Genomic DNA, 23,304 nt, shown 5'->3' with positions numbered 1-23,304 from the left:
CATACACCGCCGTCTGTAGGAGCGAGCTTGCTCGCGAAAAACGTCAACGATAACGCGTGCTTTCTGAATGAACGCGGTGCCTGTGAGTTTTTCGCGAGCAAGCTCGCTCCTACATCAGTCCTGCTCAAGGTTTAGGCGCTTTACGCACCGGAAACGGAAAGTAGAAAAACCGCAGGAATGCCACCCGCTTGATCACTTCCCCGATCAGCAACGGCACCACCACCGCCACCACAAAACCCACACACGCCGCCATGAGCGGATGCAGGCCCAGGCGCTCCATGAGGTCGAAAGTCTTGTGCTGGATCTCGCCGTGGAAGATCAACAGGATCAAGGTGGATTGGCCGATATAGGTCATCACCCGGGTCATCAGGGTCGACACCATCAACACCCGCGCCAGCGCCCAGCACAGGTACACGCCGATCACCGCCAGCAGGCTGGTCCACAACCAATGATCGTAACGACGCTGCGCCAGGTCCATGGTGTCGTGGCTATAGAGGAACACCGCTGCGAACAGCGCCACCGAAATCAGTAGCGTTAGCAGCGAGCCCTCATGCCGGCGCAACCAATCGCGCAGCAGGTAGCCGTAGATGAAGTAGGTGCTGCTGATCAGCGTCACATCGAGGCTGAAGGGCAGGCCGGGCATTGTCCTGGTCTGCTCGCCGACGCTGACCGGCACTTGCCAGAACCACGGCAGTATCCAGATGCCAAGCAACAGTTGCGCGCCGACCAGCAGGCACGCAGCCAGCAACGGCATCTTCAGGCGCTGGATCAGCCGCAGCATCAACCAACTGAACAGGATCGCCGCCCAGAAGTGCGGCAAAAACCACAACGCCTGCCATGGGATGGTATCCACCGAGGCGTACAGCACGCCGCCGATGTCCGGCAGCAACGGCTGCCCGCGCAGCACAGCGCGCACGATCACATACACCAACATGGTGAAGAAGAACGGCTTGAGCAAGCCATCGGCCTTGCGCACCGCCATCTCCACGAACGGCTGCTCGGGCTTGAAGAACACCCCGGATAAAAAGAAGAACAACGGCAGCACGAACGAGGCAATGATCGGGTAGAGCAAATCCCGCGAGTTGGCGACAAACCAACTGTGGGCGTACACGATAACCAGGATACCGATGCCTTTGGCGATATCCATTTGAACCCAACGATGTTTCATTCAAGTCGTCCCGAACGATTAGTCACGCCTTGCGCCATGGCTTCAGCCACAGCCCCATCCCCAGCAACACTGCGGCGCCCGCCAGGGTGCTCAAGCCCAGTTGCAGCCACACGCCTTCGATTCGAAACAACAGCAGCGCCGCCAGCCCCATCAGCACTGCGCTGATCAGCCATTGCCGGGCCCAGGGCAGGGCGCCTAGCAACGTCTGGCGTTGCATCAGCAGCAGCGCGGTACAGACCACGCCCGCCAGCGCCGCCAGGGGGATGCCGGCCAAGCCGAACACAAGCGGCAGCACACTCAGCAACAGCACGTTGACCAGGCTGCCGAGCAGTTCGCAGCGCAGCGGCTGACGCGTATCCCCGGCGGCGTAGGCGTAACGCGCGAGCAGGGCGTTCCAGGCACCGAATACCAGGGGCACGGCAAACCATGCCAGCAACGGCGGCAGCGGCGAGCCCGCCGCCTGGTTGGGCAGCAGCAGCGCCACCAGGCTTGGCGCCGCCGCCACCAGGCCGACGCCGGCCGGCAAGGTCAGCACGCTGGCGGTTTCCAGGCCGCGCTTGAGCAGGGCCAGGCGCTCGTCGCCCTGGCGTCGGCTCATCATGCCCAGCAGGACTTGATTGAGGCTCATCAACGCAATCAGCGGCAGGTTCATCAGCTTGCGTGCCAGGTTGACCCAAGTTACCGCGCCTTCCCCCAACAGCGACGCCACCACGCGCTCGATCAACGCCAGGCCCTGACTGGCACCGTTGCTCAGCAACAGGGGGCCGATGCGCTGGCCCAGCTCGCGCAAGGGTGCGAGTGACAGTTGCACGCGCCAGGGTCGCCAGCCCTGGCGCCAGAGCGACGGCAGCAGCGCCAGTGGCATCAACGCGCTGCCGAGCAGGCATGCCAGCGCCAGGCTGTGCGGCTGGCTGGCGGCGCCTGCCACTGCGAGGTACGTCACCGGCGGCAGGTTGAACAGCAGCGAGCCCAACCCCGCCAGCACAAACCGCTCGCTGGCCTGCAACGGCACGCTGAACAGCGCATGCAGCATCAAGCCCGGTACACACCACGCCACGATCTGCAGATTGCTCGCGGCCAGGGCCGCGGCGCCGGCCGCCAGCCCAGGGCCGAGCACCTGCACCAGCCACGGCGCCAACAGCATCAGCAACAGGCTGGTAATCAGTGCGATCAGCATCAACGCTGGGAACAGCACCGCCAGCCAGTCCAGGCGCTCGCCGTCCTGGCGCTGCAGGTACAACGGCAACGCGGCGGCACTCAACACGCCGCCGGCCAGCGACATGCGCAGCGCCTCGGGCAGGAACAGCGCGATCAGGAACGCATCACTGCGCTCGCCCGCGCCCCAGGCCGCCACCAGCAACCACTCGCGCGCAAACCCCAGGCACAGGCCCAGCAGGGTCGCCACAGTCAGCCACGCGGCAGAGCCGAGCATCAGGAGCGCGCACCATCAAGCACTGGCTTGCTGAACGCCACCGTCTTGACCTGAGGCAGGCGCGCCGGGAACAAGCGGCGCGCCTCCAGCACGTTAATCCCCACCATCAGCCAGAACAGCGCCACCATCACTACGGCAAAACTGAAATAGTGGTCAAACAGACCGCTGACCAGCGCCGACAGAATCCCGGCCATGCTGCCCAGCCACAATGCGTTGTCCTTGGTCAGGCGGATCGGGCCTTTTTCCGGCCGGGCCTCACGCCACCAGCGCACAGTGACCGCGATGAACAACAGCATGCCGACCACGCCGGTCTTGTAGATGAAGTTCAGCCACAGGTTGGAGATCCCCAGCAATTGCGTGCCCGGCACCGGCGGGTCAACCTTGAAACCGATGCCGAACGGGTAAGCCGCCACGGCTTGCGGAAACATGCTGTATTCGTCGAAACGCACTTCGGTGCTGGCGTTGCTCGACGAGAAAATCGTCGCCAGGCGTTCCTGCAACGGCGGATAAGCCATCACCAACGCTACAGTCAGCGCAGCCCCGATCATCAGTAAACGTCCGGTGTAAGGCACGCGCCGGGTGGCCAGCCATATCAGCACCAACGCCAGGCTGACCATCGCCCCCCGGCTGCTGGCCAGCAGCAACGCCGCCGCTCCCAGGCACGCCACGCCCAGGCCCAGCGCGCGCCTCCAACCCTGTTCGGTCATGCCGTAGCAGAAGGCCAGGGGCAGCAGCAGCGCCATGATTCCGCCGATGGCATTCGGGTGCATCCACGGCGAACCCATGCGCGACGACATGGCTTCCAGGCCGAATTTCAACATGTCGAAGTTGCCGTAATTGAGCAGCGCCAGGATCGGCGCAATCCCTGCCCCGGAACGCGTGCGCACGAACACCGCAATGGACATCACCAGCATCGCCAGGGTCCCCAGCAGCAAGGCAATCACCAGGCTTTCGCGGCGCTTGTAATCCACCAGCAACTTGGCCGTAAGAAACACTCCTGACAAGTTCAACAACCAGCGCAGCCAGTTGGCCACGCCGCTGGTTTCGGCATGGATGCTGACCTGGCCGACGATAAACGGGAACACGCTGAACAGCATCAGCCACAACAGCATCTGGTCGGTGGGGCGGCGTGCCAGGCGCGGCGCATCCGGCAGGCGTGAGAGAAAACTGTGCCACAGCACCGCGCCCCAGGTCAGCGCAAGAATGGCTTCGCACACCGTACTGCGGATGCCCAGGTTGAGCGTGGAGTAGGGCATGAAAGTCGCGACCAGGGCGAACAGCAACAAGCCCCAGAAGGGAAAGCGCAGGATGGTCACGGCCGCTGCCAGGCCAAGCACGGCGAGAAACGCCTTGGCCGGTGAAAGCGCCAGGGCGACCACGCCAAACAGCACGCCGAAGAGGATGGAGACGAGGCTTGCCAGGGGGAGTCTCATTTCAGCTCCTCGATCAGTTCGGCCAGGCGCCGGCGATAGGCGTGTTGATTGAAACGTTCGGCCCATTGGCGATGGTGTTCGGACGTGCCTTCATCGCCGCGTTCAGCCAGGTTCAGCATCAGTTGCACCAGGGCGGGGCCATCGGTGGGCGAAAAGCGTGGCGCCGATGGCGGGGTGATTTCGTCCAGCGAGGTGCCGCTGGCCACGGCCACGGGAGTGCCGACGCTCAACGCTTCAATCACCGGCAAACCGAAACCCTCGGCGTAGGACGGTTGCCACACACGTGACGCCTGGCGGTACAGCCCGTGCAACTCGGCGTCGCTCACGCCACTCAACGCATGAATGCCCGCCAGCGTGCGCTGCGCTTCGGGCAAATGCTCCAGGCTGCCCACCAGCACCAGTTCCGGTACGTTGACGGACAGGCGCCGCGCCTGCTGCCAGGCCTCCACCAGGAACGGCACGTTCTTGCGCAATTCACGGGTGCCGACCAGCAGCCAGAACCCACTGGGCAATTGGCGCGCCGACAGGTCCGCCGCCGGTTCGTTGAAACCGTCCACTTGATTGGCCAGCACGCGAATCTTGCCCGCCGCCTGGGGAAACAACCGTGCGGTTTCGTCGGCGCTGTATCGGGAGGGCGTCCACACCCGGTCGGCGCTGCGTACCGCGTAGGCAATCGACAGGCGATCGGTGGTCTTGTACACCAGTGCTTTCAGGCGGCTGGCGTGATAGTTGTCCAGGGTGATCTGGAACAGGTCATGCAGCAGCACCACGGTACGCAAACCCTTGGGCTTGGGCGGTAACGGCAGGCCCATATTGAACGTGCTGATGTACAGGTCGATGTGCTGTTCGCGCAGGACGCGGGGTAAAAAACCGGCTTCGAAGCGCAGGCGATTCTGCGGCTGGTGCATCGCCGTTTTCGCGCAGCCCCAGTCCGGGCAGTGGGCCCGCAGACGCATTTCATCGCCCAAAGGCGCCACGGTAAACCGCTCCAGTTCCAGGTCCGGCAGGCTGCGCAGGGCGTTTTCCAGCGCATACACCTGGCGACTGATGCCCGATTGCGGTGAGGTGCCGACGGTGCGGTAATCCAGGCCTACACGCATGCGGGCTCCTTTTGATTGAGCGGCGAGAGGGTCGCGTACACCTGCTCCAGTTGGCTGGCGGCAACGCTCCAGTCGTGGGCCCGCCGCACATAGGCGCGGCCGGCTTCACCCATGGGCGCGGCGGTTTCGGGCGATTGCAGCAGGCGCACCACGGCGTCCGCCAGGCCGGCGGCGGTTTGCCCGCCGAGGTAATCCAGGCCGTCCACCAGGTCCAGGCCCGACACGCCCTGTTCGGTGCTGGCCAGGGGCAGGCCGGCGGCCAGCGCTTCGAGCACCTTGAGCTTTGAACCACCGCCATGGCGCAACGGCGCGAGAAACACCGAACAGGTCGATTGCAGGCTCAACAGGTCTGGTACAAAGCCTTGCCATTCGATGCGCGGGTCCTGCCAGCGTTCGCGCCAACTGCCGGGCATGCCGAAGCCGCACACGCTCATGCGCGCGTCGGGGCAGCGCTCCCAGACGTTGGGCAGGATTTCATCCAGGGCCCATTCGATGGCATCCACATTGGGTGCGTACTCATAGTTGCCGAGGAACAGCACGCGGCGCGTCGATGGGTCGGGTTGGGCGCCGGCGAAGTGGTCGCAGTCCACGCCATTGACCACCACCGGCACCGGTTTGCCGGCGATTGTTTCCAGCACCTGCGCATCGCTGTCGGTGACCGCCACCACCTGAGTGGCCTGGCGCATCACGCGACGCTCCCAGCGCATGTAGCGCCATTGGTCATAACGAATGAATGGCAGCGCCCAACGCGGCAAGCGGTCGTAGGTGGCCGCGCCGAGCGCCGACTCAACGTTGTGTTCGGTCAGTACGAAGGGCTGGGATTTACGTACCAGGGCTTCTTCGTAAGGTTGGAAGGTGTAGGTGTGCTCGACCTGCACCACGTCCCAATGTTCGTTGAGCAGTTGGTTGAACCTGTCCTGCAACGCTCCCGATAAACCGTTCACACTGGCCAGCAACGGGTAGGGCGCAAACAGCCCGGCCACCAGGGTTTTCACGCTGCGCAGCGGTCGGCGCGGCAGGATGATCAATTGCTCGAGAAACGCTTCCAGCACCTGGCGATCGGTCAGCGACACCGGATGTTTGTCGTGCAGCAGCAAGGTGATCCGGTGCCCACGCGCCGCCAGGCTGCGCAACAGGTGGAACTGGCGCGTCTTGCCGCCGCTGGTGGTGGGCCAGGGCGAGTAGGGCAGGATCCATAAAATGCGCATGGCGGGCTTCAATCCCATAACAGAATTTGCAGGTTCGACTTGACCGGGACAGTCAGCCCGTTGGTGCCGCTCACCGGTGTCTGCGTGCCGCGCAACGGGTCGTACAGGGTCGCGCTGGCCAGGTCTGGCAAGTGCGCGCTGCCGCCACGGGCCGACCAGAAAAACCACAGCTTGCGCCCGTCGGCGCGGGTCCAGCCGATGCTGAACAGGCCGTCGGGCAATTGGTCGGCGGTGGGCGGGTCGCCGGGGGTCAGTTGCGGGCCGCTGACGTCGAGGAAATTCTTCAAGGCGGTGTAGACCGGCTTGGGCTTGGCGTCGATATCGAGCAAGCCGTAGGCACGGTCGCGTACGCTGGCGCGCTGGTCCAGGTCGCTCAGGGTAAACAGGAAAATCTTGTCGAAATCCAGCGCGCTCATCAGTGCCAATCGGCGAATCACGTAATCGGCCTGGCCCTGTTGGGTGATGATGTCCTGGGCTTCCTTGGGCCCGAGGTAGTTCGACCAGCCCCACTCGGTGCTCCACAGGGTTTTCACACCGCTGTTGCGCAGCTTCTGATTGAGGGCGGTGGTCTTGGCCACGAAATCAAGATTGGCCGGGTCATTGCCTTCGGGCAGTTGCGTGTAAGGGTGGTAGGACATGACCGTGCCCAGGCTCGGCACGCCGAGGGCATCGAGCGCATCAAGCATGGTCTGGCCGTTGGGCATTTCGCTGAAAAACGCCATGCCGGCGGCCACCACCGGTTTGTTCGGGGCGACGGCGCGCAATGCGGCGGCGGTGGTGCGCAGCAGCCGGGCATAACCGGCCGGGTCCGCCTCGGGGCGCCAGAAACCCAGCAAATTCGGCTCGTTCCACACCTGCCAGGCGTCGACGCTGGGGTAGCGCTGGGCCAACAGCGCCATGCGGATCGCAAACACATTCGGGTCTTGCGGCGGGTACTGATCCTGGTAGGGCGCGCCCACCGGCGCGGTGGTGATAAAGGGCGCCGAGCCGACCAGGTAAAACACCGACTTGAGCTGGTTGTCTTTAAGCTTGTTCACCAACTGGTCCAGGGTCGCCACCTGGTACTGGTCGGCGACCGGCTCCAGTTGGTCCCAATGCAGGTCCAGGCGCACCCATTCCAGGCCCAGGTCCTTGAGTCGGTCGATCTGCAGCTGGTAGCGCTCGGGGCTGAACCACAGGAACTGCGCGTTGACGCCGAGGAAGTCCTTCCACACCACCACTTTGTTACCCTTGAGCACATGGTTCTCGGCGTCGGCCGGGCGCCCCCAGATAAAGGCGGTCAGGCCCAGGGCGGCGACCAGCGCCAGGGTGGCGAAGTAGGTACGTTTACGCGCCATACGGGGCTCCCGTCATTACCTGTTCGAAGAGGTGTTTGAAGTGCTGCGCCGTCAGCGGCCACAGACGTTCGCGGCCGATTGCCCCGGCGCGTTCGGCCCATTCTTGGGCCAGGCTCGGCGTACGCGCCAGGCGCAACAACTGTTCGCCCAGCGCGGCCACATCGCCTTCGGGATAGATCGCGCCGTTACCGCTGGCAACTTCCTCGGCAAACGCCCGCGCATCGGAGGTAATTGCTCCGCGCCCGCACGCGGCGGCCCATGACAGCGCGCCACTGGTGCCGCGCTGACGGCCGAGCAGGCCGAGTTTTTTCGATTCGCGGTACGGCAGCACCATTACATGGTGGGCCTGGATCGTCTGGGCAATCTCGTCGGCCGGCAGGTTCAGCCGCCAATCGATGACGCCGGCCAGGCCGAGGTCGGCGATCTGGCGGTTCAACTGCTCCAGGTAATTGCCGCCCGCGCCAAACGCCATTTCGGCTGCAGTGCCACCGGCCAGGGTCAGGCGCACACGGTCACGCAATTGGGGGGCTTGCTCGAAGACGGCGGCCAGGGCCTGCAACAGGTCTTCAATGCCTTTGCCACGGTAGATAAAACCGAAATACAGCAGGTGCAGCGTATCCAGCGGCGGCAAGGCCACGGCTGGAATCGCCAGGTTGGCGTGATGGATGACCGCCACCTTACCGGCCGGCAGTTGCATCCTCTGGCTGAGGCAATCGGCGCCCAGGCGGGTGAGGGTGATCAGCCGGGTCAGGCCCCGCGCGACCTGGCGTTCTTCGCGCAGGGTCAGCGGGTCTGCCAGCACCACGGCCGCCTGCGGCAACGGGCTGGGCAGACGCTCCAGCAGGTTGAGCGGGAAGGGCAGGTGCTCGCGCCGCCACACGATACGCTCGGGGTCATGTACGGTGGCCGTCAGCGGCAGGTCCGGGTAGCCCTTGCGCAACTCGCGCAAGGCCAGGAACTCCCCCAGGCGCCCACCGCCCAGCTCGGCGTGGACCAGGTCCACGCTGCGCCAGTCGAACGCGGCAACGGCCTGCCTGATCGCCGCGCTCGAGCCTTCCACGCCGCTCAACGGTGTCAGCACCGTCACGCCCAACTGCTCCAGTGCCGTCTTGAAATGGTTCGCATAGTCGGCGATCCCGTTTTTTTCCGGCGGCAAAGGTGCAAGCAGGGCGATGCGCATCAGAACGCCCCCCGGTATTTGGCGATGGTGCGCAGCACTTTGGCCGGCACTTCGAATTTACGTCGGTTGATGATGATGCCGTCGACTTTGCCGAACGCCGTGTTGAGGATCGACAGCGCGTGCTCGACCACCGGCACCGTGCTTTTCTGGGCTTCCACTACCAGCGCGATCAGGTCGGCGCGGCGCAGGTTGACGAAGGCATCGCGGTTGTCCAGCAGCGCTGAGGCGTCCAGCAGCACCACTTCGCCTGGAACCGCCGGATCAGCCCCGCCAACGCGCACGGTGATACCGTTTTCCTGGAGCAATTGGCGCAGTTGCTCCACCACGAAGGTCACCCCTTCACCGTGGCGCGCCGAGGTCAGCCCGAGGGTCAGGCCGCGTTCGGCCACTCGGTCCAACTGCAGCAGGCCGTACAACCGGTAAATGCTCGCATTGAACGCGTTGGTGCCTTGCGCGGTGCTGGTGTCCAGCTCAGGCAGCGTGGTCCACAGCGGCAGGCCGAACTTGCGTTCCACCAGGCCGCCATCGTGAATGCGTTGGTCGAGCAAGTAGCACAGGTAGACCACCAACAGGCCAACGACGATGGCGAACGGGATCGCCAAAAACAGCATCACCAGGGTTTTCGGGAAGATGCGGCCTGGGTTCAGGGTGGCTTCCTCGATCACTGCAATGTTGCTGATCTGGCTGTTATCCAGCTCACGGTCGATGCGCGATTTTTCCAGGTTATCCACGTACAGCGCGTAGTTGCGCTCGGTGGTGTTGAGCTCACGGGACAGGCGCGCCAGCTCCGGCTCAATCTCCAGCGCTTCCTTGCGTTGCGCTTCGAGGCTGACCAGTTGCTTCTGCTGTTGCACCAGTTGGGTACGCAGCGCCAGGTTGTTGCTGGACTCATCAAGCAGCACGCGCTGCAAGTGGATTTCGAGTGTGTTCGGCGCGCGGTTTTCCGAGCTTTGCACGGTGTTGCTTTCATTTGAAACCTGGACCTGCATCGCTCGAATCGACGCGTCCAGCGCTTTGACCGGCGGCGCATTATCGGTGTAGGTGCGCATCATGTCGGCTTTTTCCAGCAGCTTCTGGTTGAGCAGGCGACGCAAGTCCTGCTGCTGCGGGTTCAGCGCAATCTGGCGAACCGTGGTCACTTCCTTGGGCTGGGTCTTGAGCTGGGTGCGTGTGCTCGCAATGGCGCTGTCGGACGAGGCGATCAAGCGACTGGTGTTGAACGTCTCGCCGCGCAGTACGTTGATGCGTTCGGATAAATCTTCCAGGCGGTCCGTGATGCTTGCCGCGCCGATCCGGTTCAGGTGGGTGAGGATCTGCTGCTTGTAGCTCTTGATTTCGGTCGCGCTGTTGGCCGCCTGACCTTCATAGAAGGCATACAGGCTCTTGCGTCCCAGGGCCTCGGTGCGTTCGTTGATGTAGGTCTCGACCCAACTCTTGACCACCGCCTGGGCGATTTGCGGGTCGCCCCATTTGAAGCTGATGTCCATTACCGTGGAGCCCGCCGCGTGGCTGACTTCGAAGTTCTTCTCCAGGCTCGCGGCGAGGCGCTCCACCGGTGTGGTCTTTTCGACGACGCCCACGGTTTCCAGCACCACCCGTACGCCGTCGAACACCGCGCCGATACCGTTTTTGACGTAGTACTTGGTGCGCTTCCAGACGCCTTCCGGCGGCGGCATTGTGTCGATGACTTCCAGGTAATGCTCGGCCACCGCGCGGACGATCGGGCGCCCGGTGAGCAGGCGTTCTTCATCGACAATCGGGTCGCGCTGGGTGCTGGGCATCACCAGCGCCTGGCGGTTGCTGATTTCGATTGGCAGCGTCGAGTCACGCCCCGGCTTGACCAACAGGCGCGCGGTGGATTCGTACTTGGCCGGCAGCAGGAAAGCCCCCAGCAGAATGATCACCAGCGCCGCGATGGCCGCCAGCCTGAACTCTTTGCGAAAGATGAAGAACAGGCGCAGAAGATCGCGAAAAGAACGGATCTCGATCATGGGATGTCGCTCCTTTAGTTACTGCCGCCGCTGGTTCGGGTGTAGTTGTAGCCAACCCCGATCGACTTGGTGAATGGGATCAACTGGTTCAGGTAGGTATCCACGCCCTGGATGCGCTCGCCCACATTGGATTTGGGCACGAACACCACGTCACCTCGTTGCAGGGGCACTTGTTTGCGCCCGTTGGGACCGGTCTTGAGGTATTGGCTGAAGTCCAGGAAGTAAGCACGATAGACGCCCTGATTATCTTCGCGCAGCAGCGCGACCATGCTCGCATTGCCCGCCGGGTTCACCCCGCCGGCGCCGACAATGGCTTGCTCCAGGGTGTTGGCCGAGGCGATCGCCACCGTGGTCGGGTTGTTCACCGCGCCGCCGACAATGATCGAATTGGCCGGCGCCTGGTTGATGTTCACCGTCACCCGCGGCTCGCGATACACCGGCGCGAGCTTGTTGCTGAGCTCGTCGGCCACTTCCGTCGGCGTGCGCCGGGCGACCTGGATCGGGCCCAGGAACGGGTAGTTGATCTTGCCGTCGCTTTGCACCGTGTACAGCGTCAGCTCGTAGATCGTACTGACGTTGAACGCCGACAGCGTCGGCATTTCCCCGGCGTCGCGCACGATGCGCAACTGATCGCCGACGCGGATGCGTTCCACCGCCGGCGGCAGCTGGGCCAGTTGGTCGAGGGCGCGCTTGCCTTCCTCGACGGTCTTGTCATCAGGCGCGACGATGCGCGCGGGTGTATTGCAGGCGGCCAAGGCCATCATGGCCAGGACGAGCACGGTTCGTTTCATCAAATAGGATTTCCTGTAGGTCATGATGCTCACCTCCAATAACCGGGGAACATGCTGATGCGCCGCTTGAGGGCCAGAGGTAGCCGGCGTTCCTGATGACCCAGCCGATAGCCGAGCAACTTGAACGCGCTGCGCACCAGTACTTCGGGTACGCGGTGCCAGGCACCGGCTGCGCGCAATGCCGCGAGTTCAGCCAGTACATAGCGTTTACCTTCACCGCCGGCATCGCCAAAGGCCTGGCGTATCCACGGTTCGCGACCGTAGAACACGCCGATGTCGAAGTAGCGGTGAAACTCGTCCATGAGCCGGTAATCGTGGGAGTGGTACACCTGCGCGGAGGCGGCGTAGCGCACGGTGTAGCCTTCGATCAGCATGCGTGCCGCGACGTAGGCGTCTTCGCTGCCGATGACATCGACGGGGAAGCCGCCTACGGCGTGCAGGGCGCTGCGCCGATAGACGGAAAACGAATCGGAGCTGAAACAGGTCTTGATCCCCAGTTCCGGCGCATCGGCCAGGCGCTTGCTGCGGCTTTGGGCCGGGTAATTGAAGTGTCGCGACTGCGCCCCCAGCACTCCGGCATCCGGGTGCGGCAACTGGCGCCCGTAGGCCACGCCATTGAGCGGGTCCTGCTGCAATTCCGCGAGCAGGTTGGCGAAGGTTTCCGGGGTGGCGGGAATGGCGTCCTGTGTCATCACGATCAGCGCGTCACCGCTCACCTGTTCGCTGGCCCAGCGCCGCGTGCCGCCGTGGTTGAAGGTACGCGCGTCGATCACCTCGACCCGCGCACCGTAGTCGCGAAAGCGCGCCACGGTGTCATCGCTGGAGGCGCTGTCGACCACCAGCATTTCGTCCGGCTGCAGGGTCTGCATCTTCAGTGCCGGCAGCAGCCGCGCCAGGTGGCTGGAGGCGTTACGGGTCGGAATAATCAACGAGGTGCGCATGTCATTTCTTCACTTCGGCAGGCGCACGCCCATAGATGTCATCGAAACGCACGATGTCGTCTTCGCCCAGGTATTCGCCGCTCTGCACCTCGATCATCACCAGGTCGATGATGCCCGGGTTGGTCAGGCGGTGTTTGTGCCCGGCCGGTATATAAGTGGACTCGTTGGCGTTGATCAGGAATTCACGTTCGCCATTGGTAATCTGCGCCGCGCCGCTGACCACCACCCAGTGCTCGCTGCGGTGATGGTGCATTTGCAGCGACAGCGACGCCTGGGGTTTGACTACGATGCGCTTGATCTTGAAACGGCTGCTTTCCTCCAGCACGGTGTAGGTGCCCCACGGCCGGGTGACGGTGCGGTGCAGGCTGAAGGCCGGATGATTCTGGCGCTTGAGTTCGGCCACGATGTAGCGCACGTCCTGGCTGCGGTTGGCGTCGGCGATCAGCAGGGCGTCGGGGGTGTCGACGATGATCAGGTCACGCACGCCGACCGCACCGAGTACGCGCTTGGGCGAGTCGATGTAGCAGTTGTGCACGTCATGCAGGATCGCTTCGCCATTGACCTGGTTGCCCTGGGCATCGCTTGGCGTGAGCTGGCGCAGGGCTTCCCAGGAACCGATGTCGCTCCAGCCGATGTTGCACGGCACCACGGCCACTTGCCCGGACTTCTCCATCAGCGCCACATCAATGGAAATGTCCGGCGCGCTGGCGAAGGCATCGCTGTCCAGTTCGCGCTGGCGCGAGGTTTTGTTTTGCAGGTGCTGGCTGTGTTCGAGGGCGGCACGCGCAGCAATCAGCACGTCGGGGGCGTGGGTGTTCAGTTCATCCACCAGGGTGCTGGCCTTGAAGCAGAACATGCCGGCGTTCCACAGGTGCTTGCCGCCGTCGAGATAGGCTCGGGCGGTGGCCAGGTCGGGTTTTTCGACAAAGCGCTTGACCCGGTTGCCCTGGCTCAGCGCTTCGCCTTTTTCGATATAGCCGAAACCGGTTTCCGGGTGGTCGGGCTGAATGCCGAAGGTCACCAGGTAGCCGGCTTCGGCCAGGTCACGGGCCTGGGCCACGGCTTCGGCGAAGGCGTTTTCATCGAGCACCAGATGGTCGGCGGGCATCACCAGCAGTTGCGCATCGCCGCCGAAATGTTCCTGCACGTGCAGCGCCGCCACGGCGATGGCCGCTGCGGTGTTGCGCCCGAACGGTTCGAGCAGCAGGTCCAGCGGCAGGTGGGCCTTGTTGACGCTGCGGTAGTCATCCAGGGTGCGAAACAGCAGGTCGCGGTTGGTCACCGTCAACACGCTTTCCACACCGGGCAGGCGTGCGGCGCGCTGGAAGGTTTTCTGCAGCAGGCTCTGGCCGTCGCGCATGCGCATGAACGGCTTGGGCATGTTCTGCCGGGACACCGGCCACAAGCGTGTGCCCGAACCACCGGAAATAATGCAGGGAATCAATCCGTTGAGGGTATTCATCAATAGACTTCCTTGGTGGAAAGGACGGCCGGGACCGTCATGAAAACGATGTACAAGTCAAACCACACCGACCATTTGGAGATGTACTCCAAGTCGTACTCGACGCGTTTCTGGATTTTGATAAGGGTATCGGTTTCGCCCCGGTAGCCGTTGATTTGCGCCCAACCGGTGATGCCCGGCTTGACCCGGTGCCGTGAGCTGTATTCGCTCACCGCCAGTTCAAAAGGAATGCCTGCCGCCTTGGTTGCGGTGGCGTGGGGACGCGGGCCGACCATGGACATGTTGCCCAGCAGTACATTGAACAACTGCGGCAGTTCGTCGATGCTGGTTTTGCGGATGATGCGGCCGACGCGTGTGATACGTGGGTCCTGGCGGGTGGTCTGGCGTTCGGCGGTGAAGTCGCTTTGGTCAGTGAACATCGAGCGGAACTTGAACACGCGGATTTCATTGTCGTTATAGCCGAAGCGGTTCTGGCGAAACAGCACCGGCCCCTTGGAATCGAGCTTGATCGCGATGGCCGTCAACAGCATCACGGGCGACAGCACCACCAGGGCAATGCTGGCCAGCAACAGGTCTTCGCAGCGCTTGATAAAGGGCGCCCAGCCGCGCAGCGGTAACTGCGAGGTGTTGAACATCAAGATACCGCCCACGTCGGTAATGCGGCTGTGGCCGTAGCGCAGGGCGGCCATGTCCGGCACCAGCATCACGTTCACCGACATCTGCCGCAGGCGATTGACCAGCCCGAGGATACGCTGCTCGGCAGACCACGGCAGGCAGATCATCACTTGGTTGACCTGCTCGGCGCGGATCAGTTTTTCCAGGTCGCGGGTGTTGCCCAGCAGCGGCAGGTTGCTCAACTCCTTGGGTATGCGTTCGGTACGGTCGTCGATAAAACCGATCAGGCCGGAGCGGATATCGCCATTGCGTTGCAGGTGGTCGGCGATGTGCACGGCGGTGTCGGTGAAGCCCAGAAGCACGGTGCGTTGCAGGTATTTGCCCCGGCGCATCAGGCTGCGGTACAGGCGCAGCATCATCATGCGTTCCAGGCAGAACAATCCGAGGCTTGCGAAGTACCAGGCCACAAGATTGCGCGGGTTCAATTGCGGGAACACCTGCAGGATCTGGTACATGAACAGCAGGATGCAAAACGCCGACGACCAGGCCACGATTTTGGCGCGCAAGCGCAGGCGGTTGCTGAACAGCTCTTCGGAATAGATGCCCAGGGCCTGAAACAAAATAATCGTCAGGAACGCGAAAAACAGCAACAGACCCAGAAAGCGCGAGCGCATTTCGAGTTCCATCGGGTCGATGAAAAACGCCAGGACCAGCGGTGGCAAAATGGCAGTCAGGCCATGGATCAACTTGACAAAAATGACAAAAAATTCAACGAAACCTGCACGGGTCAAAAACAAACTGACAACTGATGACTTCTCTCGCATACAAACATCCCTCATTGCATACCAGGTTCGCTTTGCGGCTGTTCAATTGAGCAGGCGGAGCGCTAAATCTGGTTAAAACGCAACCATCATCCAAGTGGAACCATCCAAATGAAGGTAGTTTTGCGGGAAACGGTTATTAACAGAGATTCCTTATGCGAGTTGGTCAATAGATTGACTTGGTGCTGGATTTGGCATTGCTGGCAGGTAGATCAGAATTTTGCATGTCATATGCTTGACGTTCCTTGTACTGGCACTTGGCATTGGGGAGGTGATTTTGAGTGTAGGAACAAATGTGAGAATTTTCCTGCCGACTGTGAAAAGGTTTTTTCGCGTGGCAGGAAAAGGGGACGCGCAGGGGCCATTGCGTGAAGCAATCGCCCCCGGGAAGCATAGGTATCTACACAATTTTGGTGCGACACCGCACCTGTGGCGAGGGAGCTAACATATCTACCTGACGCTCCGAGGTCCAAATGTGGGAGGGGCGGTGCGACGATTCGACTTGCCCCCGATGGCGGCCTCTGGGCCGACCAGGATGTTGGATCAGATCGAGTACATATCCGTTTCTGCGGTAACGGCCACTTAGGGTTCCGCCCTGACGGCGGCTCACTTTTGAAAAGCGCAAAAGTAAGCAAAACGCTCTTGCCCCACCACTCGGCACCTCGCCCAGGCTCGGTGTGCCCGAACGCAGGCTTGAATCCGTGGGCCGCCGCCACGCGCCATCCATGGCGCGGGGCGGCTAACCCGGCGTCCTGCCGGGTTACCCACGGATTCAAGCCTGCGTTCGGCCAGCGTGGTTTAACGGGGCGCCTGAGATCAAGATCAAAAGCAGATCAAGATCAAGAGCGACTCGCTTCGCATCGTGGTTACGGTTGGGCGCTGCTGAGTTGTGTAGATACCTATGCCCGGGAAGGGAGGTTAGAACGCGCCTTTCAAACTGACGGTGAAATTGCGCGGTTCGCCATAAAAATTACCCCAGGACGCGGTGCCCACGGTTTGATAGTAATTTTTATCGAACAGGTTCTTGCCGTTCAGTGCGAGGGTCCAGGTGTCATCCACACGGTACGCCAGGCGCGCATCCCACAGGGCATACCCGGCTTGCTCCAGCTTGATGCCCTGCATCCGGTAGTTGCTGCTCTGTGCGTTGACGCCGGCTCCCACGCTCCACTTGGACAGCGCACCATCGAGCTGGTAGTCGCCCCACATGCGCAGCATGTGCCGGGGCACGTAAGTATTGGACGCCCCACCTTCCAGGCTGCTGTCGATGTTCTTCAATGATTTGGTCTGGGTGTAGGTGTAGCCGCCGGACACCTGCAGGCGTTCGAGCAATTGGCCGCTGACTTCGGCTTCGACGCCCTGGGCGCGCACTTTGCCGGTGTCGGTATAGCAATAGCCATCGGCGGAGGTCGGGCAAAAACTCAGGAAGTCGGTCTCGGCGCCGTTTTTTTCGACCGCGCGAAACAGCGCCACGGAGCTGTTGAGGCGTCCGTCGAACCATTCGCCCTTGATACCCAGCTCGTAGTTGTTGCCGATTTTCGGTTTGAGCGCCGCGCCATCGGCCGTTGCGTAGGAACTTTGCGGCTGGAAGATATCGGCGTAGCTGGCGTATACCGACAGGTGCTCGTTGAGGTCGTAGATCAGCGCGGCGAACGGGGTGACTTCGCCGGTTTCTTTGGTGTGTGCGTCCTGCACGCTCCATTCGCCCCAGCCCAGGTTGTTCGACTCGCGGCGGTTGTCGTACCAGCTCACGCGACTGCCCACGATAAACATCAACGGCTCGGCCAGGCGCAGGCGTAGGGTGGCGTAGGTGCCGTATTGCGTGGCGGTTTCCTTGACCGTGCCGCCGCGGTACATGTTCGGCCAGAAGGTGTCATTGGCCGGTTCCGGGAAGTGGTGGTCGGGTTGGTAGATGCTTTGGCGCCTGGGCAGGTTCTGGATCGCGTAGATGTCGTCCTGGGTGCCACGGCTGCCGTTGGCGCCGAGGATCAACTCATGTTCCAGGCCGAAGGCTTCGAACTTGCCATCCACGTAGGCATCGAGGCCGAAGTCCTTGTGGTCATAGTCCATCAAGGCTGCGTAGGAATTGGCGGTAGGCAGCGGGTTGCCGTAAGCGATGGTGCCTTCGCTGGCGGCGTATTGGGTGTCTTGCAGGTTACGGCTGTGCACGGCGGCGACTTTGAGTGTCCAGTCGTCGCTGAAGTGATGGGTGAGGTCGGCGAAGAACGTGGCACGCCGGCTTTGCCAGTCGTTCCAGGATTGGCCCAGGCAGGTGGAGCGACTGAGTTCGGCACTCTTGCCGTCGCTGTAGCGTGGCAAGCCGCCCCAGCACGGGCTGGCATCGACGTCCTCATAACTGGCGCCCAGGCCCAGGGTGGTGTCGGGGTTGAGGTCGACATCCAGCGCGCCGTAGAACGCCCGGTCCTTGCGCTTGGAAATATCCATGTAGGAGTCGCGATCCTGTTGGCTGAACGCGGCGCGGCCACGCACGGTGCCACTGTCATTGAGCGGGCCGCCAGTGTCGACATCGGCACGGTAGTTGTCCCAGGTGCCGGCGGACAGCGACAGGCTGGAGGTCGGCTTGGCCTGCGGGCGCTTGCGTACGAAGTTCACCGCGCCGCTGGCGGTGCCGGCGCCCTTGAGCATGCCGGCCGCGCCTTTGAGCACTTCCACACGGTCATAAATCGCCATGTTGGCGCTGAAACTGTCGGCTTGTACGTAGTCCTTGCCCATGTCCAGCGGCACACCGTCGTACTGGTACTGGCCAAGCATCTTGAAGCCGCGGGAATAGAAATATTTGCCGCCCATGGGCGATTCATAGGTGGTGATTCCCGGCGTGCGCTCCATCACGTCGTCGATGGTGGTGACGTTCTGGTCGTCCATCAATTGACGGGTCATCACGCTCACCGACTGCGGCGTTTCGCGCAGGCTGTGCTCGCCTTTGCCAATGGTGACCGCACCGGTGGTGTAGGCGCCGGTGCCGTCGGTCATTGCTCCCAGGCGATCGCCCGTGATCATCGTCGCGCCCAGGTTCAGCGCGCCGGTATCGGCCGTTTGCGGTAGCAGCAGCCAGGTGCTGTTGCCCTGGCGTTGGGCTTGCAGGCCCTGGTCACGCAGCAACCGGGCCAGGGCTTGCTCAGGGTCAAAGCTGCCGTTGAGCCCGCTGCTGGTTTTGCCGGCGACGCTGCTGGCGTCGTAGGACAGGCTGATCCCGGCCTGGCGGGCGAACTGGTCGAGTGCCGAAGCGAGCGGGCCGGGTGCGATCCGCCAATCGCTGGCCTGGGTGTCGGCGGCACTCTCGGCCAGCGCCGCCAGGGGCAGGCTGGCACCGCCCAGGCAGACGCCGAGCAGGGCGGCCCGTACCGCGTGCTTGAGGGATGAACGTTGGGAGGGGAACGCTTGCATGACCGCGGATGCTCCTGAAGGAAGTGGCTGAATCCGGCCTGTTGATCGGCCTTTCCTTACAGGTCGAGCGGCGATGAGAATTCACCTCATTTATTTTTCCGGTCAGGCCCGCGAGGACAGGGTCACCCAATAGCGGCTGCGGTAGGTCAGGGTGACCGGGAGTGATTGGACGAGCAATTGCAGCACCTGATCGGTATCGTCCAGTTGATATGTGCCCGATACCCGCAGCGCGGCCACGGCTTCGCTGCAACGCACCAGGCCGTTGCGGTAGCGGCCCAGCTCGGCCAGGAAGTCATCCAGGCGCATGTCGTGGGCGCTGATTACACCCTCGCTCCAGGCCCAGGGATCGAGGCCGTTGGCCGGGGCAGGGCGCACGCCACTGCGGTCGAACAGCACCTGTTCGCCGGACTTGATTACGTTACGTGCGTGGGCGGCGTGGCGGTCGGCAAACACCGCCACCGCACCCTGTTGCACCACCAGCAGCGTGCCTCGGGGTTCTTCGCGCACCAGAAAGCGTGTGCCGAGGGCGCGCAGGTCACCGTCGCGGGTGTGTACCCAGAACGGGCGATTGTCGGCGCCGGTATTGATCAACACCTCACCCTGACGCAGGCTCACCAGGCGTCGCTCGGCATTCAGCGCGACGTCGATAGCGCTGGCGCTGTTGAGCTGGACCTTGCTGCCCTCGTTCAACGCCACCCAGCGCCGCTCGCCGGTGGCGGTGCGGTAGTCGGCCATCAGCGCGGGCAGGGGCGTGTAGTCGCGGCCCAGCCAGGTCAAGCCGGCGGCACCGGCCAACAGCCCGAGCAGCTTCAGGCCTTCACGACGGCTGATGCGCTGGCGCGCGCCATCGAGTGCATGGCGACCGATATGCGCGGGCAATTGGCTGAAATCGTCATTCATCGTCGCCACGCGCTGCCACGCCAGTTGATGCGCGGCGCTGGTGTGCAGCCACTGCTCAAAGGCGGCGGTGGCGGCGTCGTCAGCGCTGTTGAAGCGCAGTTGGATCATCCACTGGATCGCCTGGTCCACCAGGCGCGGGTCAACAGTCGGCATAGCGCAACCGATAACAGGCATGCAGCGCCTTGGCCAGGTCGCGCTCCACCGTGGCTCTGGACACGCCAAGGCGCAGGGCGATTTGCGGGCAGGTCAGGCCGTCCAGCTGCGCCAGCAGGAAGGCCTCGCGCATGCGCGGTTTGAGTTGGTCGAGCAAACGGTCGATGCGCTCCAGGCTGTCGAGGATCAGCAAGCGGGTTTCCTCGCAGGGCACGTCGACCTGTGGGAAATGCGCAAGGCTTTCCAGGTAGGCACGCTCCAGTTCCCGGCGCCGGTATTGGTCGATCATCAAGCTGCGTGCAATGCTGCTCAAGTAAGCGCGCGGTTGCTGCAAGGTCTGTTGCCGGCGCGCGTTGAGCAGGCGCACGAAGGTTTCCTGGGCCAGGTCGGCGGCGTGCTCGCGGCAGCCGGTACGCCGGCTCAACCAGCCGCGCAGCCAGGCATGGTGGGTTTGGTACAGCTGGCCGATGGCGGCATGGTCCAGTGGGTGATCGCTCGACATGGGCATCCCGGCGCAGCCGTCTTAATTGATAATGTTTCGCATTCTAGTCGTTGAATGTGGGAATGGGCAATCGGATGTCGAGCACGGTTCAAAGGGTGGGAGGGGGCTTGCTCCCGATGAGGGAGTGTCAGCCAGTGCTTTTGTGACTGGCACACTGCAATCGGGAGCAAGCCCCCTCCCACATCTAGATCTGCATGCATCAGTGGGAATTCAGGCGCCAGCTCAACCCAAGCGTGCCGCCGCCCGCGCGACAATCTCCCCACGCACCCTGCGCGATTCTGCCGTGCGCTTGTTGGCTTCCTCCAGGACGTGCCTTGGCGCCGTATCCGTGCGACCCGCGTCGAACGGCGGTGCCGGCGCATATTCGATTTGCAGTTGCACCAATTGCGCCGCCGCTTCGCTGTACAACTCCGCCGCCAGGGTCAGTGCAAAGTCGATGCCCGCCGTGATCCCGCCGCCGGTAAACAGGTTGCCGTCACGCACCACGCGCGCGTGCACCGGGATCGCGCCCAGTGGCGCGAGCAGGTCGTGGTAGGCCCAGTGGGTGGTGGCCTTGCGACCGCGCAGCAAACCTGCGGCGCCCAGCACCAGTGAACCGGTGCACACCGAGGTCATGTAGCGCACGGTCTGCGCCTGGGCCTTGAGGAAGTCCAGGGTGGCAGGATCTTCCATCAAGGCGCCAACGCCCGAGCCGCCGGGCACGCACAGCACGTCCAGGTTCGGGCAGTCGGCGTAGGTCATGGTTGGCGTAAACACCAGGCCGGTGCTTGAGGTGACCGGTGCCAGGTCCTGCCACACCAGGTGCAGTTTTACGTCCGGCAGCGAACCGAGCACGTCATAGGGGCCGGTCAGGTCCAGTTGCTGGATGCCGGGAAAGAGCAGGAAGCCGATGTGCAGGGTCATGAATGACGCTCCAATAAAGGGGGTGGACGCCCTCACTGTAGGAGCCTAGGCTTTGGCGCATACGCCATTGAGCCCACATATCACGCCAATCATGTCCAGAATCATCCATGTCCTCGCTTTCGATAATGCCCAGGTACTCGACGTCACCGGGCCCCTGCAGGTATTTGCTTCGGCCAATGACCTGGCGCGCCAGCGCGGCTTGCCCTTGCCCTACGCGGTAAATGTGATTGCCGACCAGGCCAAACCGGTGATGACGTCTGCGGGCCTGGCGCTGCTGGCCGATCCGCTGCCCGGCGTCGATCAGCCGTGCGACACGCTGGTGATCGCCGGCGGCTGGGGCGTATACGGCGCCGCCGAAGACCCGGCGCTGGTGCACTGGGTGCGGGAAAAATCGCGGCACACCCGGCGCATGGCTTCGGTCTGCACCGGCGCTTTCCTGTTGGCCGCCAGTGGCCTGCTCGACGGTTGCCGCGTGGCCACGCACTGGACGCGCTGCGAAGAACTGGCGCGCAGGTTTCCCGCACTGACGGTGGAGTCCAATCCGATTTTTATCCGGCAAGGCGCACTGTGGACCTCGGCCGGTGTGACCGCCGGTATCGATCTGTGCCTGGCCCTGGTGGAGGAGGACCTGGGGCGCGCCGTCGCCTTGGAGGTGGCGCGGCACCTGGTGGTGTTTCTCAAACGTCCCGGCGGGCAGTCGCAATTCAGCGTGACCCTGTCGCTGCAAAAGAGCGACAGCCGCTTTGCCGAGTTGCACGCCTGGATCGCCGAGAACCTTAAGTTGGACCTGAATATCGCCACCCTGGCCGCCCAGGCCGGCATGAGCGAGCGCAGCTTTGTGCGCCACTACCGCGCCGAAACCGGCCAGACCCCGGCGCGGGCCGTGGAGCTGCTGCGTGTGGAAAGCGCGCGCCGGCAATTGGCCGACAGTAGCACCTCGATCAAACGCATCGCCATGCAGTGTGGGTTTGGCTGTGAAGAGACCCTGCGGCGCAGTTTCCTGCGGGCCCTGTCGGTGACGCCCCAGGCTTACCGCGAACGGTTTTCACCGCTGTAGCAATTCCAGCAGCGCCGCCAGGGTGGCCTGCGGCGCTTCCTGGGGAATATTGTGGCCCACGCCGGGCAGCACTTGCCGTCGATAAAAGCCGCTGAAATGTTCGATATCGTCGTCTTCTGCTGGTGGCGGCCCCACGCCGTCATCGGCACCGCACAGCGAAATGCTCGGCACCGAAATCGGCGGTTGCAGCGCCAATGCCTCCTCGATGACCGCCAGCGCCGGGTCGCCTGGCGCGTACATGAAGCGATGGCGATAGGAATGGATCACCACCTCGACAAAATCCGGGTTGTCGAACGAGGGCGCGGTTTGCCCGTACAGGCTCGGCCCGTGCGCCCAGGACGGTGACCACAACGACCACAACAGCTCGCACAACTCCCGCCGGTTGGCCGTCAGGCCATCCACGCCGCGCTGGGTGTGAAAGTAATACTGGTACCACAAGCGGTGCTCTGTTTCAGGTGCTCTTGGCTTGAGTGACTGGGCAATGTTCTGAATGTTGTAGCCATCGCCGGTCACCAACCCGCGCACCCGTTCCGGCCACAGCGCCGCGACGATACACGCGGCGCGCCCGCCCCAGTCGTAGCCTGCCAGGGTGGCGCAGGGGATGGACAGCGCATCCATGAAGTCCAGCAAGTCCTTGCCCAGCGCCGCCTGTTGACCGGAACGCATGACCTGCTCGTTGATAAACCGCGTCGGGCCATAACCGCGCAGGTAAGGCACCAGCACGCGGTAACCCTGTTCGGCCAGGTGCGGCGCGATGTCGTCGTAGCCGCGAGGGTCGTAGGGGAAACCGTGCAGCAGGATCACCGGCTCACCGTCCAGCGGACCGTGGGTTTCATAGGCGATATCGAGCATGGACGTACGCACGTAGAGCAGCGGGGCGAGGGGGGTCATGACCGGCTCCTGAACAG

Annotated in this window: 18 protein-coding genes; 1 reads left to right on the top strand and 17 read right to left on the bottom strand. The window is 63.2% G+C overall.

Annotated features, from left to right (window positions below; genetic code table 11):
• Positions 1-124: 124 nt before the first annotated feature.
• The 16 genes from TU82_RS26830 to TU82_RS26755 form a co-directional block, all read right to left on the bottom strand.
• On the bottom strand, positions 125-1,168 hold the full coding sequence (locus tag TU82_RS26830; protein WP_057726328.1) for an acyltransferase family protein: 1,044 nt from the start codon (positions 1,166-1,168) through the stop codon (positions 125-127).
• Positions 1,169-1,190: 22 nt separating this feature from the next.
• Positions 1,191-2,600, bottom strand: coding sequence for a murein biosynthesis integral membrane protein MurJ (murJ, locus tag TU82_RS26825; protein ID WP_057726326.1), 1,410 nt, complete (start codon positions 2,598-2,600; stop codon positions 1,191-1,193).
• Positions 2,600-4,033 (bottom strand): O-antigen ligase family protein, encoded by a 1,434-nt coding sequence (locus TU82_RS26820; RefSeq protein WP_057726324.1) that lies wholly within the window; start codon positions 4,031-4,033, stop codon positions 2,600-2,602. The genes murJ and TU82_RS26820 overlap by 1 nt, the downstream gene beginning before the upstream one ends.
• A complete protein-coding gene (locus TU82_RS26815; RefSeq protein WP_057726320.1) occupies positions 4,030-5,133 on the bottom strand; it encodes a glycosyltransferase family 4 protein in 1,104 nt (367 codons plus the stop codon). Before TU82_RS26815 ends, TU82_RS26820 begins: the two co-directional genes overlap by 4 nt.
• Entirely contained in the window at positions 5,124-6,341 is a 1,218-nt protein-coding gene (locus TU82_RS26810; RefSeq protein ID WP_057726318.1) for a glycosyltransferase family 4 protein, read from the bottom strand. The genes TU82_RS26815 and TU82_RS26810 overlap by 10 nt, the downstream gene beginning before the upstream one ends.
• A gap of 8 nt (positions 6,342-6,349) precedes the next feature.
• Positions 6,350-7,678 (bottom strand): cellulase family glycosylhydrolase, encoded by a 1,329-nt coding sequence (locus TU82_RS26805; protein ID WP_057726315.1) that lies wholly within the window; start codon positions 7,676-7,678, stop codon positions 6,350-6,352.
• Positions 7,668-8,858 (bottom strand): glycosyltransferase, encoded by a 1,191-nt coding sequence (locus tag TU82_RS26800; protein ID WP_057726313.1) that lies wholly within the window; start codon positions 8,856-8,858, stop codon positions 7,668-7,670. Before TU82_RS26800 ends, TU82_RS26805 begins: the two co-directional genes overlap by 11 nt.
• Positions 8,858-10,849 carry a GumC family protein gene (locus TU82_RS26795; RefSeq protein WP_057726311.1) on the bottom strand — a complete coding sequence of 664 codons (1,992 nt, stop codon included), beginning with the start codon at positions 10,847-10,849 and terminating at the stop codon, positions 8,858-8,860. Before TU82_RS26795 ends, TU82_RS26800 begins: the two co-directional genes overlap by 1 nt.
• 14 nt (positions 10,850-10,863) lie before the next feature.
• On the bottom strand, positions 10,864-11,640 hold the full coding sequence (locus TU82_RS26790) for a polysaccharide biosynthesis/export family protein (protein WP_057726310.1): 777 nt from the start codon (positions 11,638-11,640) through the stop codon (positions 10,864-10,866).
• 29 nt (positions 11,641-11,669) lie between these two features.
• A complete protein-coding gene (locus tag TU82_RS26785) occupies positions 11,670-12,581 on the bottom strand; it encodes a glycosyltransferase family 2 protein (protein ID WP_057726308.1) in 912 nt (303 codons plus the stop codon).
• 1 nt (position 12,582) lies between these two features.
• Positions 12,583-14,043 carry a mannose-1-phosphate guanylyltransferase/mannose-6-phosphate isomerase gene (locus TU82_RS26780; protein WP_057726306.1) on the bottom strand — a complete coding sequence of 487 codons (1,461 nt, stop codon included), beginning with the start codon at positions 14,041-14,043 and terminating at the stop codon, positions 12,583-12,585.
• The gene (locus tag TU82_RS26775; RefSeq protein ID WP_057726304.1) at positions 14,043-15,482 is read right to left on the bottom strand and encodes an undecaprenyl-phosphate glucose phosphotransferase; all 1,440 of its coding nucleotides are present in this window, start codon (positions 15,480-15,482) and stop codon (positions 14,043-14,045) included. Before TU82_RS26775 ends, TU82_RS26780 begins: the two co-directional genes overlap by 1 nt.
• A gap of 915 nt (positions 15,483-16,397) precedes the next feature.
• Complete coding sequence (locus tag TU82_RS26770) at positions 16,398-18,881, bottom strand: TonB-dependent siderophore receptor (RefSeq protein WP_057726302.1); 2,484 nt, start codon at positions 18,879-18,881, stop codon at positions 16,398-16,400.
• 102 nt (positions 18,882-18,983) lie between these two features.
• Positions 18,984-19,934 (bottom strand): FecR domain-containing protein, encoded by a 951-nt coding sequence (locus TU82_RS26765; RefSeq protein ID WP_057726301.1) that lies wholly within the window; start codon positions 19,932-19,934, stop codon positions 18,984-18,986.
• A complete protein-coding gene (locus TU82_RS26760; RefSeq protein WP_057726299.1) occupies positions 19,921-20,436 on the bottom strand; it encodes a sigma-70 family RNA polymerase sigma factor in 516 nt (171 codons plus the stop codon). The genes TU82_RS26765 and TU82_RS26760 overlap by 14 nt, the downstream gene beginning before the upstream one ends.
• A 222-nt stretch (positions 20,437-20,658) precedes the next feature.
• Positions 20,659-21,339, bottom strand: coding sequence for a DJ-1/PfpI family protein (locus TU82_RS26755; RefSeq protein ID WP_057726297.1), 681 nt, complete (start codon positions 21,337-21,339; stop codon positions 20,659-20,661).
• Between the two features lie 91 nt (positions 21,340-21,430).
• Here TU82_RS26755 and TU82_RS26750 point away from each other — a divergent pair, with 91 nt between their 5' ends.
• Positions 21,431-22,396, top strand: a complete 966-nt coding sequence (locus tag TU82_RS26750) for a GlxA family transcriptional regulator (protein WP_057726295.1) — start codon at positions 21,431-21,433, stop codon at positions 22,394-22,396.
• Here TU82_RS26750 and TU82_RS26745 read toward each other — a convergent pair.
• Positions 22,385-23,287 (bottom strand): alpha/beta fold hydrolase, encoded by a 903-nt coding sequence (locus tag TU82_RS26745; RefSeq protein WP_057726293.1) that lies wholly within the window; start codon positions 23,285-23,287, stop codon positions 22,385-22,387. The two genes, TU82_RS26750 and TU82_RS26745, sit on opposite strands and share 12 nt — an antisense overlap.
• Positions 23,288-23,304 lie beyond the last annotated feature (17 nt).

Source organism: Pseudomonas orientalis (genome assembly GCF_001439815.1).
Lineage (GTDB): Bacteria > Pseudomonadota > Gammaproteobacteria > Pseudomonadales > Pseudomonadaceae > Aquipseudomonas > Aquipseudomonas orientalis.
This window is presented reverse-complemented; position numbering and strand designations above follow the sequence as displayed.

Excerpts from the sequence above, each read along its gene's own strand:
- TU82_RS26795 (WP_057726311.1), bottom strand. The coding sequence starts at position 10,849 with ATGATCGAGATCCGTTCTTTTCGCGATCTTCTGCGCCTGTTCTTCATC.
- TU82_RS26790 (WP_057726310.1), bottom strand. The coding sequence starts at position 11,640 with ATGAAACGAACCGTGCTCGTCCTGGCCATGATGGCCTTGGCCGCCTGC.
- TU82_RS26765 (WP_057726301.1), bottom strand. The coding sequence starts at position 19,934 with ATGCCGACTGTTGACCCGCGCCTGGTGGACCAGGCGATCCAGTGGATG.
- TU82_RS26830 (WP_057726328.1), bottom strand. The coding sequence starts at position 1,168 with ATGAAACATCGTTGGGTTCAAATGGATATCGCCAAAGGCATCGGTATC.
- TU82_RS26805 (WP_057726315.1), bottom strand. The coding sequence starts at position 7,678 with ATGGCGCGTAAACGTACCTACTTCGCCACCCTGGCGCTGGTCGCCGCC.
- TU82_RS26755 (WP_057726297.1), bottom strand. The coding sequence starts at position 21,339 with ATGACCCTGCACATCGGCTTCCTGCTCTTTCCCGGCATCCAGCAACTG.
- TU82_RS26745 (WP_057726293.1), bottom strand. The coding sequence starts at position 23,287 with ATGACCCCCCTCGCCCCGCTGCTCTACGTGCGTACGTCCATGCTCGAT.
- TU82_RS26780 (WP_057726306.1), bottom strand. The coding sequence starts at position 14,043 with ATGAATACCCTCAACGGATTGATTCCCTGCATTATTTCCGGTGGTTCG.
- murJ (WP_057726326.1), bottom strand. The coding sequence starts at position 2,600 with ATGCTCGGCTCTGCCGCGTGGCTGACTGTGGCGACCCTGCTGGGCCTG.
- TU82_RS26800 (WP_057726313.1), bottom strand. The coding sequence starts at position 8,858 with ATGCGCATCGCCCTGCTTGCACCTTTGCCGCCGGAAAAAAACGGGATC.
- TU82_RS26750 (WP_057726295.1), top strand. The coding sequence starts at position 21,431 with ATGTCCAGAATCATCCATGTCCTCGCTTTCGATAATGCCCAGGTACTC.
- TU82_RS26820 (WP_057726324.1), bottom strand. The coding sequence starts at position 4,033 with ATGAGACTCCCCCTGGCAAGCCTCGTCTCCATCCTCTTCGGCGTGCTG.
- TU82_RS26760 (WP_057726299.1), bottom strand. The coding sequence starts at position 20,436 with ATGTCGAGCGATCACCCACTGGACCATGCCGCCATCGGCCAGCTGTAC.
- TU82_RS26775 (WP_057726304.1), bottom strand. The coding sequence starts at position 15,482 with ATGCGAGAGAAGTCATCAGTTGTCAGTTTGTTTTTGACCCGTGCAGGT.
- TU82_RS26815 (WP_057726320.1), bottom strand. The coding sequence starts at position 5,133 with ATGCGTGTAGGCCTGGATTACCGCACCGTCGGCACCTCACCGCAATCG.
- TU82_RS26770 (WP_057726302.1), bottom strand. The coding sequence starts at position 18,881 with ATGCAAGCGTTCCCCTCCCAACGTTCATCCCTCAAGCACGCGGTACGG.
- TU82_RS26810 (WP_057726318.1), bottom strand. The coding sequence starts at position 6,341 with ATGCGCATTTTATGGATCCTGCCCTACTCGCCCTGGCCCACCACCAGC.
- TU82_RS26785 (WP_057726308.1), bottom strand. The coding sequence starts at position 12,581 with ATGCGCACCTCGTTGATTATTCCGACCCGTAACGCCTCCAGCCACCTG.